The organism is Paenibacillus glufosinatiresistens, from assembly GCF_031470375.1.
In the GTDB taxonomy this organism is placed as follows: Bacteria; Bacillota; Bacilli; order Paenibacillales; family Paenibacillaceae; genus Paenibacillus_AQ; species Paenibacillus_AQ glufosinatiresistens.
Window position 1 is genome coordinate 14075 of record NZ_JAVFHT010000014.1, and the last position, 16221, is coordinate 30295.

General features: G+C 61.5%; 12 protein-coding genes. 6 read left to right on the top strand and 6 right to left on the bottom strand.

The features are described from left to right. Positions 1–145: 145 nt before the first annotated feature. A complete protein-coding gene (locus tag RBI05_RS14230; RefSeq protein ID WP_310551601.1) occupies positions 146–4198 on the bottom strand; it encodes a WIAG-tail domain in 4053 nt (1350 codons plus the stop codon). Between the two features lie 252 nt (positions 4199–4450). Here RBI05_RS14230 and RBI05_RS14235 point away from each other — a divergent pair, with 252 nt between their 5' ends. Continuing rightward, entirely contained in the window at positions 4451–5530 is a 1080-nt protein-coding gene (locus RBI05_RS14235; protein ID WP_310551602.1) for a YheC/YheD family endospore coat-associated protein, read from the top strand. A gap of 103 nt (positions 5531–5633) precedes the next feature. Beyond that, the gene (asd, locus tag RBI05_RS14240; protein ID WP_310551603.1) at positions 5634–6425 is read left to right on the top strand and encodes an archaetidylserine decarboxylase; all 792 of its coding nucleotides are present in this window, start codon (positions 5634–5636) and stop codon (positions 6423–6425) included. Between the two features lie 107 nt (positions 6426–6532). Here asd and gpmA read toward each other — a convergent pair whose 3' ends face one another. The 3 genes from gpmA to pdxR all read right to left on the bottom strand — a co-directional run bounded on the left by gpmA (position 6533) and on the right by pdxR (position 9978). After that, positions 6533–7282: a 2,3-diphosphoglycerate-dependent phosphoglycerate mutase gene (gene gpmA, locus RBI05_RS14245; RefSeq protein WP_150456197.1), complete on the bottom strand. Its 750-nt coding sequence runs from the start codon at positions 7280–7282 to the stop codon at positions 6533–6535. Positions 7283–7659: 377 nt separating this feature from the next. Continuing rightward, positions 7660–8445 (bottom strand): helix-turn-helix domain-containing protein, encoded by a 786-nt coding sequence (locus RBI05_RS14250; protein ID WP_150456198.1) that lies wholly within the window; start codon positions 8443–8445, stop codon positions 7660–7662. Positions 8446–8481: 36 nt separating this feature from the next. After that, on the bottom strand, positions 8482–9978 hold the full coding sequence (gene pdxR, locus RBI05_RS14255; RefSeq protein ID WP_310551652.1) for a MocR-like pyridoxine biosynthesis transcription factor PdxR: 1497 nt from the start codon (positions 9976–9978) through the stop codon (positions 8482–8484). A 145-nt stretch (positions 9979–10123) separates the two neighbouring features. Here pdxR and RBI05_RS14260 point away from each other — a divergent pair, with 145 nt between their 5' ends. Then, a complete protein-coding gene (locus RBI05_RS14260) occupies positions 10124–10741 on the top strand; it encodes a pyridoxamine 5'-phosphate oxidase family protein (RefSeq protein ID WP_310551604.1) in 618 nt (205 codons plus the stop codon). 102 nt (positions 10742–10843) lie between these two features. On the opposite strand, the gene RBI05_RS14265 is transcribed toward RBI05_RS14260, so the two are convergent. Then, positions 10844–11596, bottom strand: coding sequence for an SDR family NAD(P)-dependent oxidoreductase (locus RBI05_RS14265; RefSeq protein ID WP_310551605.1), 753 nt, complete (start codon positions 11594–11596; stop codon positions 10844–10846). A 234-nt stretch (positions 11597–11830) separates the two neighbouring features. Here RBI05_RS14265 and RBI05_RS14270 point away from each other — a divergent pair, with 234 nt between their 5' ends. The 3 genes from RBI05_RS14270 (at position 11831) to RBI05_RS14280 (ending at position 14300) form a co-directional block, all read left to right on the top strand. Then, on the top strand, positions 11831–13135 hold the full coding sequence (locus RBI05_RS14270) for an aminotransferase class I/II-fold pyridoxal phosphate-dependent enzyme (protein WP_150456201.1): 1305 nt from the start codon (positions 11831–11833) through the stop codon (positions 13133–13135). Between the two features lie 263 nt (positions 13136–13398). Beyond that, the gene (locus RBI05_RS14275; RefSeq protein ID WP_150456202.1) at positions 13399–14070 is read left to right on the top strand and encodes a stalk domain-containing protein; all 672 of its coding nucleotides are present in this window, start codon (positions 13399–13401) and stop codon (positions 14068–14070) included. A 119-nt stretch (positions 14071–14189) separates the two neighbouring features. After that, positions 14190–14300, top strand: coding sequence for a YjcZ family sporulation protein (locus tag RBI05_RS14280; RefSeq protein ID WP_223879722.1), 111 nt, complete (start codon positions 14190–14192; stop codon positions 14298–14300). Positions 14301–14493: 193 nt separating this feature from the next. Here RBI05_RS14280 and RBI05_RS14285 read toward each other — a convergent pair whose 3' ends face one another. Continuing rightward, positions 14494–16122: a glycoside hydrolase family 13 protein gene (locus RBI05_RS14285; RefSeq protein ID WP_310551606.1), complete on the bottom strand. Its 1629-nt coding sequence runs from the start codon at positions 16120–16122 to the stop codon at positions 14494–14496. Positions 16123–16221 lie beyond the last annotated feature (99 nt).

Genomic DNA, 16221 nt, shown 5'->3' on the forward strand with positions numbered 1-16221 from the left:
CAGCACGTTCATTCACAGTCTATGTCCAGAATTCGGCGCGGCCACGGCCATTGTCCCTGACCGCCCCCGGAACGCAAAGAAGAACAGAACCGGGCCGCCGATGGACCGGTTCTGTTCCTTGCTTGTGAAACAATGGAGGGTCTAATTAATCAAAAGGACGATTCTGTTCCTCTTCAAAAGAGGGCGGGCCGATGGCAATCCAGGACAGCACGCCATAGAAATGCGGCGTATTCTGCAGCCGGACAATCTGCACGACGGCGCTGCCGCAGTCCCGGCTCTTGAGGGAGGCCTGGAAGAAAGGCTGGTTCGTCATCGCTACCAGCACATAACCGGTATGACCGTAGGGCTCATCGAACGTGAGGGTAACCTCGGTGTGGACAGCGGTTCCGACGAACATGAAGGCTGTCATTCCGAACTGCTGCAGCGCAGAGCGTCCTCCGCCGCTGTGAACCGGCACGAACCGGAGATGCTCCGGTTCCACCGACCCGTCGGCCAAGTGGCGGGAGTGTATGGCACCGTCCGCCAGGTGATTCTCTAGCACGCTGCCGTCTTGTAGATGGGCGGAACCTACGGACGACGCGGACAGATGGCTGCCGCTTACTGCGCCTTCCTGAAGCGCGGACGTTCCGACCGCTCCCGGAGCCAGCTGCTCCGGCCCGACGCTGCTCGGAGCCAGCTTCTCGCCCGTGACGCTGCCGTCCTCTAGATGAAGAGAACCTACGGACGACGCGGACAGATGGCTGCCGTCTACCACACCTTTCTGGATCGCGGATGTTCCAACCGAGCCCGGGGCCAGATGCTCCGGCCCGACGCTGCTCGGAGCCAGCTTCTCGCTCGTGACGCTGCCGTCCTCTAGATGAAGTGAACTTACGGACGACGCGGACAGATGGCTGCCACTTACTGCGCCTTCCTGAAGCGCGGACGCCCCGACCGAGCCCGGAGCCAGCTGCTCCGGTCCCACGCTGCCCGAAGCCAGCTTCTCGCCCGTGACGCTTCCATCTTGAAGATGGAAGGAACTTACGGACGAGGCGGACAGATGGCTGCCGCTTACTGCGCCTTCCTGAAGCGCGGACGCTCCGACCGAGCCCGGAGCCAGCTGCTCCGGCCCGACGCTGCCCGTTGCCAGCTTCTCGCCCGTGATGCTTCCATCTTGAAGATGGAAGGAACTTACGGACGACGCGGACAGATGGCTGCCGCTTACTGCGCCTTCCTGAAGCGCGGATGCTCCGACCGAGCCTGGGGCCAGATGGTTTCCGTCTACCGCGCCCTCCTGAAGCGCGGACGCTCCGACCGAGCCCGGAGCCAGCTGCTCCGGCCCTACGCTGCCCGATGCCAGCTTCTCGCCCGCGACACTGCCGTCCGGCAATAGCTCGACAAACGTAATGCCAGACGAGAAGTGGCGCGGCTCCAAGCAGCCGTCTTCCAGCAGATCTGCGGCGCAGAATTCATTTCCCAGATGCGCCAGAGTAATCGTACCCTTTTTAATATGCCGCCCTTCGATCGTCTCTTCGGCAAGATGGCTGCCATGTACGCTTGAGAGAGCAAGATGGGAGGCGTCCACCGTCTCCGATGCCAATTTCTCTCCCGTGATACTGCCGTCCGGCAAAAGCTCCGGTCCGCAGACCTCTGCGGCCAAGTGAATGAGGCTTACCGCTCCTTCCTGAATCGCGAACGTTCCGACCGACCCCGGGGCCAGTTGCTCGGGCCCGACGCTGCTCGGAGCCAGCTTCTCGCTTGTGATGCTGCCGTCCTCTAGATGAATAGAACTTACGGACGATGCGGACAGATGGCTCCCGTCCACCGCGCCTTCCTGAAGCGTGGACGTTCCGACCGACCCCGGGGCCAGCTGCTCCGGCCCAACGCTGCTCGGAGCCAGCTTCTCGCTTGTGATGCTGCCATCCTCTAGATGAATAGAACTTACGGACGATGCGGACAGATGGCTGCCATCCACCGCGCCTTCCTGGAGCGCGGACGTTCCGACCGAGCCCGGAGCGAGCTGCTCCGGACCAACGCTGCCCGGAGCCAGCTTCTCGCCCGTGATGCTGCCGTCGGGAAGCAGTTCCGGCCCGCAGACCTCTGCGGCCAGGTGCTTCAAGCTCACTGTGCCGTACGCCAGGTGACGGCCTTCTACGGTTCCAGCCGCCAGGTGACGGCCCTCTACGGCTCCAGCCGCCAGATGCTCTCCGCCAACCGCCTCTTTCGCCAGCTTCTCCGGACCGACTGCGCCGTCCGCCAGCTTCGCACCGGTAACGGCCAGGTTGCCGAGCTTGTCGGTCACGACGCTCTCCGGCGACAGCTTCAGCGGAGTGACGGCATAGTCGGACAAATGATGAGGCAGCACCGCTTCGGCTGCCAGATTCCGGCTCTGGACCGCTCCGTCCGCCAGGTGGCCGGAAGTCACGGTCCCGGCGCGCAGCGCCTCGCCGCCGACGCTGCCCCGGTGCAGATGCCGCTCTTCGATGATCCCGTCCGCCAGATGTCCGGCGCCGATCGCTCCCTCCTGAAGAACCCGGCTTCCGACGCTGCCGTCCGCCAAATGCTGCTCCTCGACCGTGCAGAGAGCGATATGCTCTCCGCTGACGGCTCCTTTGGCGATTGCGGCAGAGCCGACCGCTTCGGCCGCCAGCTTCGGTCCGGTGACGCTGCCGCCTGCCAGCTTCGCCGCAGTGATGCTGCCTTCGGCCAAGTGTCCGCTTCCGACCGCTCCCGGCGCAAGCTGCCGGGAGCGGACCGACTCGGCGTCCAGGTGGGCAGTCTGCACCGCATCGGCCTGCAAATGGCGGGAACCCACCGCCTCGGGCGCAATTCGCTCGCCGTCGACAGAATCCAGCTGGAGCTGCGCATTGCCTACCGACCCGGCCGCCAGATGCATCGACCGAACCGATGCCTTCGCCAGATGGCGGGAGCCGATGCTCTCGTCGCACAGCTTGGTACCCGGAATGCTCTGGTCCGCAATTTTGGACGAAGTGACCGCCTGCTCCACCAGCTGGGCCGTCCCGACGCTGCTCTCCGCAAGCTGACGGCTGGTAATTCCCCGGGGCGCGATATGGCGGCCGGCGATTTCCCCTTCGGCGATGTGGGCTCCCTGGACACTCTCCGGCGCCAGATGCTGGCTGCGGATCGCTTCGGCCGCCAGCTTCCCGGCCCCGACCGCTCCGTCCGCCAGATGGCCCCGCTCCACAGCACCGGCTTGCAGCTGGCCGCTTCCGATGATCCGTCCGGCCAGCTGGCCGCTTCCGATGGCTCCCGGAGCCAGATGCTCCGCCGTAATGACGCCGGTTCCGATATGGCGGCCTTCCACCGCCCGATCGGCCAGCTTGGAAGCGTCCACCGCTCCTGCCGAGATCGCGGCTCCTGTAACCGCGCCTCCCGCCAGCTTGGAGGCGTCGATGCTGCCGCCTTCCAGATGACGTCCGACGACCGCTCCGCTTGCAATTTTGTCTCCGGTTACCGAGCCGTCCTCGAGCACTTCCCCTGTAACGACGAACCGGCTCAGGTGGCGGCTCTCCAGCGCTCCGTCGGCGATTTTGTCGCCGCCGATGATCCGGTCGGCGAGCTTGTCGGGACCAATGCTTCCGTCTTTCAGCTTCTCTCCGCCGATGGAACGGTCCAACAGCTTGCCGCCGGATACGCTGGCTTCGGCCAGATGCTCGCCGGTAACCGAGGCGGGCGCAATCTTGGCAGAGGTCACAGCGTGTTCGGCAATATGGATGCCCTGAACCGCGTAATCCTGAATCCAGGGAGAGCCGATGCTGCCATACTTGAGCTTGGAACCGTCTACGCTCCTGGGGGCCAGCTTGCTGGCGGTAACCGCAGCGTCCGACAGATCATCCGTGTAGACGAGCGTCCGCCGCCGATCCGGCTGTACGGGCTTGCTGCCTTCGTCTTCCTCAGGCACTCCTTCACCGGAAGCTGCCGGAGCCGTTCCCGCCGATTCCTCTTCACCTTCTGAAATTCCCGTGTCCGCCGGCTCCAAGTCCTCGCCCGCATCCACCTCGATTCCCTCCGGTTCCCCGGTGAGCTCCCCTGCAAACGCGGGCGCGGCCGCATGAATCGTCATCTCTTCCGACGCTGCGGCTCCCTCCGTTACCTCCGAGCGGCCTTGCTCCAGCAGACACAGCTCCATAATATCGGGGTTATCGACAACGAACAGGCGTTTTGGAGCCCGGCCGCTCGGTTTCTTTCTGATTTTGCCCACAGGCACTCCCCTCCTTGACGGATGATTGCTTCTCAGGCCATCGTATGCGGGTATATGGGCGAATGACACTATATGGTCCCATAGGCGCCATGATCTGCCTTATCCCGGCTACGAAGGAGGGAGATTCGCGTTCTTCCGGCAAAGGGGCGGCTGCCCCCGCACATTGGTCCACCCCAAAGGCACAGGCGGAGCATAGAATGAGGGAGAAGGCCGCCTGCCAAGCGCGCCTAAGCATCCGGGAGGGAAGCAGGTATGGAGCAGAATCTCGTCGGAATTCTGATGAATGCCGCGGTGCACCGGGGCATCCCCCACGGGGCAACGGGGCAGGAATCGCTGCATAATTACGAAGAAGCCGCCGCCGCCTTCGGCCTGGTGCCCTGCTACCTGAAGCTCGCGGACATTGATATCTCCTCCCGAACATGCCGCACTTATATTCGCCGGCGCGGCGGATACCGGCGAGAGGAACTGCCGCTCCCCGCCGTTATTCACAACCGGGCAATCTATGGACCGGACAGCCGGGGAACGGAGGCTCTGGCCGCAGCCGGAAGCGTCGTCTTTAACCGGAACACGCGCCGGGGCAAGGATGAGATTCACCGGCTGCTGGCCGATGTCCCGCCCCTCCGCCGCCATCTTCCGGACACCGAGACCGGGCTCCCGGGGCTCCGCAGGCTTATGCTGCGCTGCGGCGATATTATTCTGAAGCCGTGCCGGGGCAGCGTAGGCGAAGGCGTCATGCGCCTGACGCGGAAGGGAAGCGGCTGGGTCTGGACCTACCGGCCGGCGGGAAGCCGCCGGCTGTCACAGATCGGTTTTAACGAGGAACGGCTGCCGCAGAGACTGGCTGCGCGCCTCGGCGCTGTGCCTTACCTAGCGCAGGAACGCATCCCTCTGGCCGAGGCGGAAGGCAGCCCGTTCGATCTTCGGGTCACGGTGCAGAAGGGCTGGGGCGGAGAATGGGGCGTAACCGGCTTGTTCGCCAAGCTGGCCCCTCCCGGCAGCTTCATCTCCAACGTAGCCCAGGGAGGCTCAGCCCTTCCGTCCTCCCGGCTGCTGGACCGGGTCTTTCCCGGTCCTCTGGCAGCCCATCTGCGCATGTCGGCAGGCGCGCTTGCTCTGGAGATTGCCCGGGCGCTGGAGCCGCGCCTGCCGGGTCTTGCAGATCTTGGCCTGGACCTTGGAATCGACCGGAACGGACAGCTCTTCTTCATTGAATGCAACGGGCGGGATCAGAGATACGGATTTCTGAAAGCGGGACTTCCGGAGGTCTGGAAGGAGAGTTACCGGCGGCCAATGGGCTACGCCCGCTATCTGCTGGAGCAGCGGCAGCCGTGAACAGCGGTTATTGATTTGTCTTCCGTTCTATGTCAAGATAATGCAGAGTGGAAGGTTCCGGGCTCCGGGGCTTTCCACTCTGCATCATGGAAGGGAGATGGGCATGGTAAAACAATTGCTGCGGCTGATGACCGAGCTCTCCTCGCACCGATGGCTGTCCCGGTTCATGGGAGCTTGTTCCCACAGCAGAATCAGCCGCTACTTCATTCCCGCCTTCATCCGGCTTTATCAAATTCCGGTCGACGAGGCGGAGAAAGATCCCGGCCAGTACCGCTCGCTGAATGAATTCTTCAGCCGGCGGCTTAAGCCGGGCATGCGTCCGGTGACGGAAGGCGCTGACCGCGTAGCCAGTCCCGTGGACGCGCAGATCACAGCCATGGGCGAGATTCAATCCGGCACCCTGCTGAATGTCAAAGGCCAGGATTACCGGCTGGAGGAGCTGCTTAATCACTCTCCGCATCTGGAGCTGTACAAGAGAGGCTTCTTCTTCATCCTGTACCTCAGTCCGACGGATTATCACCGGATTCATGCGCCGATCAGCGGCCGCAAGGTCGAGAGCGATCATATCCGCGGACGGGCATATCCCGTCAATGAATTCGGCATGAGACATATGAGAGGTGTTCTCAGCCGCAACGAGCGGCTGATTACGTATATTGCCGGAGCGGGCGGCGAAGCGGCCGTAGTGAAGGTAGGCGCCATGAATGTCAGCAGCATCCGCTACACCGATGAAGAAGCCGAAGCCTGGGAGATCGGCGACGATCTCGCCTATTTTGAATTCGGCTCCACGGTCGTGCTTCTGTTGGAGAACGGAACCTTCACCCCAAGGCCCGGTCTGACCGACGGCGTCAAGGTGAAGATGGGCGAGCTGCTCGGCGCGATGATTCGTCCGGTCTAGCGGGCGTACCGCCAGCTGCCCGGAATACGGCCTTTCGGCCTGCCAAAACGAATAAATAACAGACAAGGCACTCCTTTGCTCCTTCGAGCGGGAGTGCCTTTTGAAGATTATTCCGTTACCTTTCCCTGGTTCGCGACTTCCCGCGCCTTCTCCTCCACCTTCTCCGGTTCGCCGAGATAGAACCGGCGGATCGGCTTCACTTCATCGTCCAGCTCATAGACGAGCGGAATGCCGGTCGGAATATTGAGATGGAGCAGCGCCGTCTCGTCAATATCCTCCATATACTTGATGAGCGCTCTCAGCGTATTGCCGTGAGCCGAGATCAGCACTCTCTCCTTCTTCATGACCAGCGGGACGATTCGCTGGTTCCAGAACTCGCCGACCCGGTGGACCGTATCCTCCAGGCTCTCGCCCAGCGGAATGTCGCCGGGACGCACCTCGGCATAGCGGCGGTCGTTCCGGGCGTAGCGGGAGTCGTCCGCCGTCAGAAGCGGCGGCCGCACCGACAGGCTGCGGCGCCAGATCTGAAGCTGCTCGTCGCCGTATTTGGCGGCGGTTTCGATTTTGCTGAGGCCCTGGAGCGCGCCGTAATGCCGTTCATTGAGCTTCCACGACTTCTGCACCGGAATCCACAGCAGATCCAGCTCCTCCAGCACGTAATTCAGCGTCTTGATCGACCGCTTCAGCACCGATGCAAATGCCAGATCGAACGTGTATCCCGCCTCCTTGAGCGTGCGTCCGGCGGCCCGCGCCTCCTCTACCCCTTTCTCTGTCAGGTCGGGGTCGCTCCAGCCGGTGAACAGATTCTGCCGGTTGTATTCGCTCTCGCCATGGCGGAGCAATACGATTTGATACATGTCGTCTCTCTCCTTTCCGTTTCTCCTCCTTACTATATTGACCATTCCCGCCATTTGAATCACATCGTCCCTCGGGCAGAACGCAAAAAAACCGCCAAAGGCGCACCCCGGCGGTTCTTGCGGCCGGCAGGCCGCCGCTTCCTGATGAAGTTGGGATTCCGTTGGATTTAGAACCAGCTCTCGCCTGTCACAGCTTCGGCTCTCTGCCGGCGCAGCCGGCTGCGGAACAGATTGCCTCCGCCGGCATGGCTGCCGCAGTTGTTGCAGATTCGGCGTCTTGCTATCATGATGCTCGCTCCCTCCGGATGTGGTCAACGGTTCGGTAAAAGCTTGTATGCTAAGCGTATTTACCCCGGCGTTTCGGCTGTGAAACCGCTCTATCTGATCTCGGAAGGACTCTTGCCCGTGTACTGTTTGAATTGGCGGCTGAAGAAGAAAATGTCCCGATACCCGAGCGCATCCGCCACTTCCGTCACATTCATCCCGGCGTAGAGCAGCAGATGCTGGGCCCGCTCGATCCGCGTCCGGATCACATAGGATTGGACGGACGAGCCGATCAGCTCCTTGAACTTGATGGAGAAATAACGCGGCGACAGACCCGCCCGCGCCGCCAGCTCCTCGACCCGGTGGGACGCGCCGGGATGCTGGCTGATGTAGTTCGCAATCTCATGAATCGCTTCCGTAAGCTGATTGCTGGCATTGCGCTCCACGGGCTGAACCCGGTCTTCCCGCAGCAGATGAATCATGAGCTGCTTGAGCACAAGCTGCCCTTCCTCCTCGGCGGCGAACGTCTTCACCAGGAACAGCCGGACATAGCGGGCCAGCATATGCTCGAACTCCAGCGTATCCTCCAGCACGCGGTAGGGCTGCGGAATCTCCGTGACGGGAGACGATACGTCAAAATGTATGTAAGTCAGTACAAGCGGCTTCTGAGGGTTATGCGTGGCGCTTGTCTGATCGCCGGGACGGAACAAGAAGCAGCTCCCTTTCCCGACCCGGTAGGATTCTCCGTTTCGGACTACCGTTCCCTCGCCGCTCCAGATATAGAACAGATCATAGTTGGGCAGCGGCTTTTCCCGCACCTGCCATTTCCATCCCGGTTCGCAGACGATTTTGGCCAGGGCGGGCAGAATGACGAAGTCGCTGGGCGCGGCATGCAGCATATCCAGTCCTCCTCTCTTACTCTGTATGATAACGGTTCAGCGGCCGTTTTGCACATCCGACCAGGCCAGCGCCAGGCGCTCCGTCCCTTCGATCAGCTTCTCTTCATCCAGATGGGCAAAAGCGAAGCACGCCGCGGGCTCCCCCGGCGTTATCCGGTAGCGGGCGGCATCGGCGTAATCGACGCCCCGCCGCCGCGCGGCTTCTCCGTAGCGCCTGTAGGCCTCGGCGCTTCCGAGCCACCGCGCGTACACATGCAGCCCCGCGTCGCCCGGGGCGGCTTCCCAGACCCCGCCAAGCCGCTCCTTCAGCAGCGAGCGGAGAAGAAGGCCCCGCGCCCCGTAGAGGCGCGTCATCCGGCGCAGGTGCCGGAGGTAGCCGCCCTGCGCCATGAACCGGCCCAAGGCCCGCTGCTCCAGCAGTCCGCCCGGCACCGGCTCAGGCAGCGCCCGGGCCATGGCGGCCGGCCGGACCAGCGCCGGCGGCAGTACGGCGTACCCGATGCGCAAGCCGGGGAACATGCTCGTGGAGAAGGAGCCGATGTAGAGGACCCGGCCATGGCGGTCCAGCGCCTTCAGCGGCTCGATTGGCCGGCCCGACCAGCGGAATTCGCTGTCGTAATCGTCCTCGATAATATAGCCGTCCACCGCTGCGGCCCATTCCAGCAGCCGGCGGCGGCGCGAGAGCGGCAAGACGGCGCCGGTCGGATACTGCCGGGCCGGCGTGACGAACACCAGCCGGGCGTCCCAGTCTCCCGGCACGAGTCCGTCCCGGTCTACCCGCCCGGGGACCGCAATGCCGCCCGCGGCTTCCACCGCCCGGCGGATGCCCGGGAAGCCGGGGTCCTCGGTCACCGCCTTCTCCCCGGGCGCAAGCAGCAGCGCCGTCAATTCTACGATGCCCTGCATCGACCCGCGGTAGAGCATGATCTCGCTCGGCTCGGCGGAAATGCCGCGCGCAAGGCGCAGATGGGCGGCGACGGCCCGCCGCAGACCCTCGTCCCCTTGGGGCGGTGCGGTCTGCGCCAGCTCCGCTCCGCCGGCTCCGAGCGCGTCCGACAAGGCCCGCCGCCACCCGGCGACCGGAAACTGCGACAGGTCCGCTCCGCCTGCGCGGAAGCTGATGAGGTCCGCGGCCGGGTCTGCCGCGGCTTCGGCAGCTACCCCGGGCATCCCCGCCAGCGACGCCGCAAGGCGTTGTCCCCAGGGCGAGAGCCGCAGGCCGCCGCCCGGGGAGACCCCGGCTTCTTCGCCGCTCCCGGCGGGCAGCGCGCCGCTCCTCCGGTCCGCGTCTCCGGCGACGAACGTCCCGCGTCCGGTCTCTCCCCGGACGTACCCGTCCGCCGCCAGCATGTCGTACACCTGGGCGGCGGAGCCGCGCGAGAGGCCGAACATCACCGCAAGCCGGCGGGTCGGCGGCAGGCGGGCACCGGCGGGCAGGCCGCCGTCCAGAATGGCGGCGCGCATGGCGTGATACAGCGCCAAATATTTGTACCGGTGCTCCTCCAGATACCGGTCATACGCCAGGGTCGGCATCCAGTCCACGGCGCCCCGCCTCCTTTGTGAGAGAATTGGACCAATAAAAATACAATAAATCGGCCCTTTCTTCCTGTCAATTCAGCAAGTAGACTGATTGAAAATCAATGAACCGCCTCATGACGCGGCAAGGAGTGAAGCGATAATGCGAAGACAAGAGTTTCAAATCGACCAGCCGGAAGAACTGGAGTCCTTCCTCGCCGGCATGACGTTCGGCTTTCTCGGCACCGTCGACGGCGAAGGCCGCCCCCGGGTGACCCCGCTGAATTTCGTCTATGCGGACGGGGCCTTCTATTTCCACGGCAGCCATGCCGGGAGCAAAATGAAGGACATCCGCAGCCGGGACGCCGTCACTTTCTCGGTGGCCGACGAGGTTGCGCTGATTCCGTCCTATTTCACCGATCCGTCCTTGGCCTGCCCGGCCACCGCCTACTTCAAAAGCGTGACCGCCCGCGGCCGGGCGGAGACCGTAACCGACCTTGCCGAGAAGGCGCGGGCGCTCTCCCTGTTCATGGCCAAGCTTCAGCCGCAGGGGGGCTATGATCCGATCACGACCGAAGACCCGCGTTACCGCCCTCAGCTCAAGGCGGTATCCGTTGTGCGCATCGATGTGGAAGAGCTGACGGCCAAATTCAAGTTCGGCCAGAATCTGCAGGAAGACGAACGGGAAGCGGTCATCGGCGGCCTGGTGAAGCGCGAAGGCGCGCGGGACGAAGAGACGATTGCGCTGATGAAGAAATACTGCCCGTATCACTCTTCCTGACCTGACATGCCGAAGAATGCCGAACAAGCCTGAACCGCGGGACTGCGCCCGGGTTCAGGCTTGATTGTCTTCTTGGGGATTCTTGGCCGAAGGCCTGTGCCGTCAGATCGTATACGGTACCGCTTCCAGCGATTCCGCCTTCACGACCGCTTCCTCAAGCGACAGCCCCGTGAACTGCTGGGCATGGAAGAAACGTCCGCTCTTGCGGTCGTTCACGAAGGCTCCGACGGCAACTCCCGGAATGGCGCTCTCGGGAGCATCCGGCGCGTTCGGCCCGCCGAGGTCGGTGCGGCACCAGCCCGGATCGGTCAGGCTGAGAATGACGTCGGTGCCGTCAAGACGGGAGGCCAGATCCTTCGTGTATTTATCCAGCGCCGCTTTGCTCGCCGCATAGGCCGACTGCTCCGGCTCGTTGCGGATGCCGCTGGTTGTATTGACGACGCGCCCGAAGCCGCGCTCGATCATCTTTGGCACCAGACGGCCGCAGATCATCGCGATGGAGATGAAGTTAATCCGGAAGCTCTGCTCGAAGTCCCCGATGGGCGTCGCCCAGTAATCGGTGCGGTAGGCGACCTGGACGGCGGCATTGTTCAGAATAATATCCACCGGCGTGCCTCTGCGCTCGATCTCGTCCAGCATCGCTTCAACCTCTTGCGGCTTACCCAGCTCAGCCTGGACGGCGTAAGCTTCAACGCCCAGTTCTCTTGCTTCGCGCTCCACCCGGGCCGAATGTTCAAGGTCCCGGCTGTGCAGAATCAGGTTGCAGCCCTGCCGGGCCATGAACAACGCCGCCTGATAGCCGATTCCCCGGCTTGCCCCCGTAATCAGCGCCCATCTTCCTCTAACGTCCACCATCTGTTCAGCCTCCCTGGATGACTTATATGAAAGCGATGCCAACATTCGTTAGCCTGTTAGCACGTTCATTATAATCTTCTCTATTCTTGATAACAAGACGGTGTGTCCGGGAGGCGGGGAGCGGGAGGATTACCCGATGTTTAACATTTTCGGGAAAATGCCATTTATCGAAGTGACGCCCGCCGGGGCTGGTGATATAATGTTAGGCAATGTCAAGCTGGAAGGATGAATTCGATGAACGCATTAGCAGGCCAGTTGAACGAGAACATCAAAGCCGGCAACAGCCATGTCTATGACATGCTGTCCGCGCTCGGCAGGGAGATTTTTTTTCCGAAAGAGGGAATTCTGAGCCAATCCGCGGAGGCTACCGCCCATGCCAAGAAGTACAATGCGACGATTGGCATCGCCACCGAGAAGGGGCTGCCGATGCACCTCGGCGTCATTCAGGAGAAGCTGTCGGCTTATTCGCCGAAGGATCTGTACGGCTACGCGCCGCCCGCCGGCAAGCCTGAGCTTCGCGCCGCCTGGCGCGAGAAGATGGTGAAGGAGAATCCGTCGCTTGAAGGCAAATCGTTCGGCAATCCCATTGCCACGAACGCCTTGACGCACGGTCTGAGCATCGTTGCCGACCTGTTCGCCGAAGCCGGGGACGCCGTGGTCTATCCCGACAAGAACTGGGAGAATTACGACCTGACCTTCGGCATCCGCCGGGGAGCCGAGATGGTCACCTACCCGCTCTTCACCGAAGAGATGAAGTTCAACAGCGACGGCCTGCTGGAAGCGCTGCTCGCCCGCAAGGGCCAGGGCAAAGCCATCGTGCTGCTTAACTTCCCGAACAATCCGACCGGCTATACGCCGGGGGCCGCCGAAGGCGAAGCGATCATCGCCTCCATCCTGCGCGCCGCCGAGGAAGGCGTCAATATCGTCGCCGTCTGCGACGATGCGTACTTCGGACTGTTCTTTGAAGATTCGCTCAAGGAGTCGCTGTTCGGCAAGCTGGCCGGTCTGCATCCGCGCGTATTGGCGGTGAAGGTGGACGGAGCTACGAAGGAAGAGTATGTCTGGGGCTTCCGGGTCGGCTTCATTACCTACGCGTCGGAGAGCAAGGAGGTCCTGGCTGCGCTGGAGCAGAAGACGATGGGCATTATCCGCGCCACCATCTCAAGCGGTCCGCACCCGTCGCAGACCTTCGTGCTGGATGCCCTGCGCGCACCGGATTTTGAGGCGCAGAAGGATGCGAAGTTCCGCATTATGAAGGGACGCGCGAACAAGGTCAAGGAACTGCTCGACAGCGGCAAATACGGCACTGAAGTCTGGACGTATTATCCGTTCAACTCCGGTTATTTCATGTGTCTGAAGCTGCACACCGTCCAGGCGGAAGAGCTGCGCGTTCATCTGATTCACAACTACGGACTGGGCACCATTGCCCTGGGCGAGACCGATCTGCGCATCGCCTTCTCCTGTATTGAGGAAGAGAGCCTGGAAGATCTCTTTGATCTGGTCTATGCCGGCATCAAGGATCTGGAACAGAACCGGTAATCTCGGACTGCCGGATATCCGCTTATCGACACAAGGATGCTGTAGAGCCGCCGCGGCGGCTTTACAGCATTTTTTTGCGTAGTTTCGCTAAGAACCCCCAGCTTTCGCACACCCCGCTGCACCCGTTCGGCCGATTCTTGGGTTTCCCGTCTGCGGTTCCAGTCTTTGGGTTCAAGACCAACGGCCTATATTATTTCAAAATTCAATCATTTATGCTTGAATACAGCCTTTTCCAAATTCGATACCCAGCGAGGAGAGTTGTCATGCAGAAAAAATGGATCGCAGCCGGAACCGCAGCACTCGTCTTTATGTGCACCGCCGCAGGAGCTTATGCCGGAGCCAATCTGAAGCCGATCAAGGCTTTCCTGAACCCGTCCATGAAATTCCAGGTGAACGGCCAGCCGTTCCAGCCGCAGAATGACAACGGAGCCGTCCTGGCGCCGATTGTGTACAACAATACGACCTATTTGCCGGTACGCTCGATGTCCAAGGCGCTGGGCGTAGCGATTGATTACAACCAGCAGACCAACACCATCTACCTGGGCGAAAAAGCCGAAGGCGTCTCCGTGGCCGGCACCTTCAGCGGCGACTTCCGGACCAAGGACCCGCAGCTTACTACATACGGAGACAAGGACTATAAAGACGTCTTCTTCAACAATTCTTCAGGCACGCGCGGCGCCAGCTTCATGCTCTATCCGAAGGGCAAGTATACGAAGCTGTATCTGCAAGTGGCGGCCGTCGGCAAGGATGTCGAAGAAATCTTTGTCCAGGACGCCGATACCGACATCAAGCTGAAGATCGGAACCGTGGCCGTCTCCGAAGGGATCAAGACCTTCGAGGTGGACATCAGCGGAGTGAATGATCTTTTCGTTCATGCCGACGTGAAGTCGGGCGGCAGCCTGTTCGTTCCGCTCACCACCTCCTTCTACAAATAAGACCGGCAATCCGGGCCAATATTTTTGGCCTTCCCGGCATTGGCCTATACCTCTTCCCCCCGGGGCACATAGTATACGGTGTACTCCAGTACAACAACTTACCGGAAGGGGAATGAACCATGAGCGAAGAAACAAGAGGCGGATACGGATACGGTCCTTTCACGAGCACTGGCGCAATTCTCGTACTCTTCATCCTGCTGGTCATCATCAGCCGTTCCCTGTTCGTGTAACCCTTAAGGGGCAGGAGCCATGCCGGAAGAGAGCCCGGCGCTCTCTTCCTTGCTTAGAGGGAGGCCGGCCTTCTGCCTGAGCCCCCGCTCATTTTACGCCACAAAAAGGGCATCCCCGCCGCAAGGCCGGGATGCCCTCTTTTGTCAGTTGCCGCCAACGAGGCCGCCCTATCCGGCTTCCGCCTCTCTGAACCTACACCAGACGTGCCGCGAACGCTTCGTACGGACGCAGCTCCAGCTTGGAGAGATCCGCCGATGACCGCTCATAGTTCGCAATCAGAATCTCGCCGGTCCGGTCCAGTCCGGACCGCTCCACGATTACCGGACTGCCGCCGAAGTTCGCGGCGACGATCCAGGTCTCGCCCTTGTAGCGGCGCAGGTACATAAACACCTGATCCGGCACATCGTTCACCAGCTCGAAGTCGCCCCATACGATGATCGGATGCTCCTGCCGGAGCGCAATCAGCTTGCGGTAGCAGTGGAAGACCGAGTCCGGGTCCTCCAGATTGCGGGCCACATTGATCTCCGTATAGTTCGGGTTGACATGCAGCCACGGCTTGCCCGTCGTGAACCCGCCGTTCGGCGTATCGTCCCACTGCATCGGGGTCCGGGCGTTGTCCCGTCCCTTGGCATTAATGGAAGCGATAATCTCCTCCGGCTTGTACCCAGCTTCCAGCCGTTCCCGGTACATGTTGACACTCTCGATATCCTGCACTTCATCAATGCTGCTGACCGGATAATTCGTCATGCCGATCTCTTCGCCCTGATAGATGTACGGGGTTCCCTTCATCAGATGAAGGAGAATGGCGAACATCTTGGCGCTCTCGGTCCGGTATTCCGTATCATTGCCCCAACGGGAGACGATGCGCGGCAGATCATGATTATTCCAGAACAGGCTGTTCCAGCCTTCCCCGCCGAGCTCGGTCTGCCACTTGGCAAGCACCGCCTTCAGTTCGCGAATGTCCAGAGGCTTCAAATCCCACTTGTCCTTGCCTTCCTGCTGATCCAGACCGACATGTTCGAACTGGAAGACCATCGACAGCTCGCCGCGCTTCGGATCGGAGTACAGCTTGGCAATCTCGGGGGTCGCGCCCCAGGTCTCTCCGACGGTCATCACGTCATGCTTGCCGAAGGTCTCACGGTTCATCTCCTGAAGATATTCATGAAGCTTCGGACCGTTGCCGGTAATTTCCTGGTCGGGAATTTTGCCGATCAGATCGATGACGTCCATCCGGAAGCCGCCGACCCCTTTGTCCAGCCAGAAGTTCATCATGTCCCACACCTCCCGGCGAACCTTCTCGTTCTCCCAGTTCAGGTCGGGCTGCTTGCGGCTGAACAGATGCAGATAATACTGGCCGCTCTCCTCGTCGTACTCCCAAGCCGGTCCGCTGAAGATCGACTTCAGCCCGTTCGGCACTTCATTGTCCACCGGATTGCGCCATACATAGTAGTCGCGGTACGGATTGTCCTTGCCTTTGCGGGCTTCGATGAACCAGGCATGCTCGTCGGAGGTATGATTGACCACGAGGTCCATGATGATGCGAATGTTCCGCCGCTTCGCCTCCGCGATCAGCTCGTCCATGTCGGCCATCGTGCCGAATTCGGTCATGATGTCCTGATAATCGCTGATGTCGTACCCGTTGTCGTCGTTCGGCGACTTATACACCGGGCTGAGCCAGATCGCTGTGATGCCGAGCTGCTCCAAATAATCGAGGCGGCCGATGATTCCCCGCAGGTCGCCGATGCCGTCCCCGTCGCTGTCCTGAAAGGACCGCGGATAAATTTGATAAATCACTGCCGTGTGCCACCATTTACTGTCCACTTTGTTCACTCCTATCCAATGAATTGAAACCGTTTACTTCTGTGCAAACGATACCACCATTTCGTGCAGGCGGCCCGCCTGCTTGCTGCCTCTCTATCA

Excerpts from the sequence above, each read along its gene's own strand:
- RBI05_RS14235 (WP_310551602.1), top strand. The coding sequence starts at position 4,451 with ATGGAGCAGAATCTCGTCGGAATTCTGATGAATGCCGCGGTGCACCGG.
- asd (WP_310551603.1), top strand. The coding sequence starts at position 5,634 with ATGGTAAAACAATTGCTGCGGCTGATGACCGAGCTCTCCTCGCACCGA.
- gpmA (WP_150456197.1), bottom strand. The coding sequence starts at position 7,282 with ATGTATCAAATCGTATTGCTCCGCCATGGCGAGAGCGAATACAACCGG.
- RBI05_RS14250 (WP_150456198.1), bottom strand. The coding sequence starts at position 8,445 with ATGCTGCATGCCGCGCCCAGCGACTTCGTCATTCTGCCCGCCCTGGCC.
- pdxR (WP_310551652.1), bottom strand. The coding sequence starts at position 9,978 with ATGCCGACCCTGGCGTATGACCGGTATCTGGAGGAGCACCGGTACAAA.
- RBI05_RS14260 (WP_310551604.1), top strand. The coding sequence starts at position 10,124 with ATGCGAAGACAAGAGTTTCAAATCGACCAGCCGGAAGAACTGGAGTCC.
- RBI05_RS14265 (WP_310551605.1), bottom strand. The coding sequence starts at position 11,596 with ATGGTGGACGTTAGAGGAAGATGGGCGCTGATTACGGGGGCAAGCCGG.
- RBI05_RS14270 (WP_150456201.1), top strand. The coding sequence starts at position 11,831 with ATGAACGCATTAGCAGGCCAGTTGAACGAGAACATCAAAGCCGGCAAC.
- RBI05_RS14275 (WP_150456202.1), top strand. The coding sequence starts at position 13,399 with ATGCAGAAAAAATGGATCGCAGCCGGAACCGCAGCACTCGTCTTTATG.
- RBI05_RS14280 (WP_223879722.1), top strand. The coding sequence starts at position 14,190 with ATGAGCGAAGAAACAAGAGGCGGATACGGATACGGTCCTTTCACGAGC.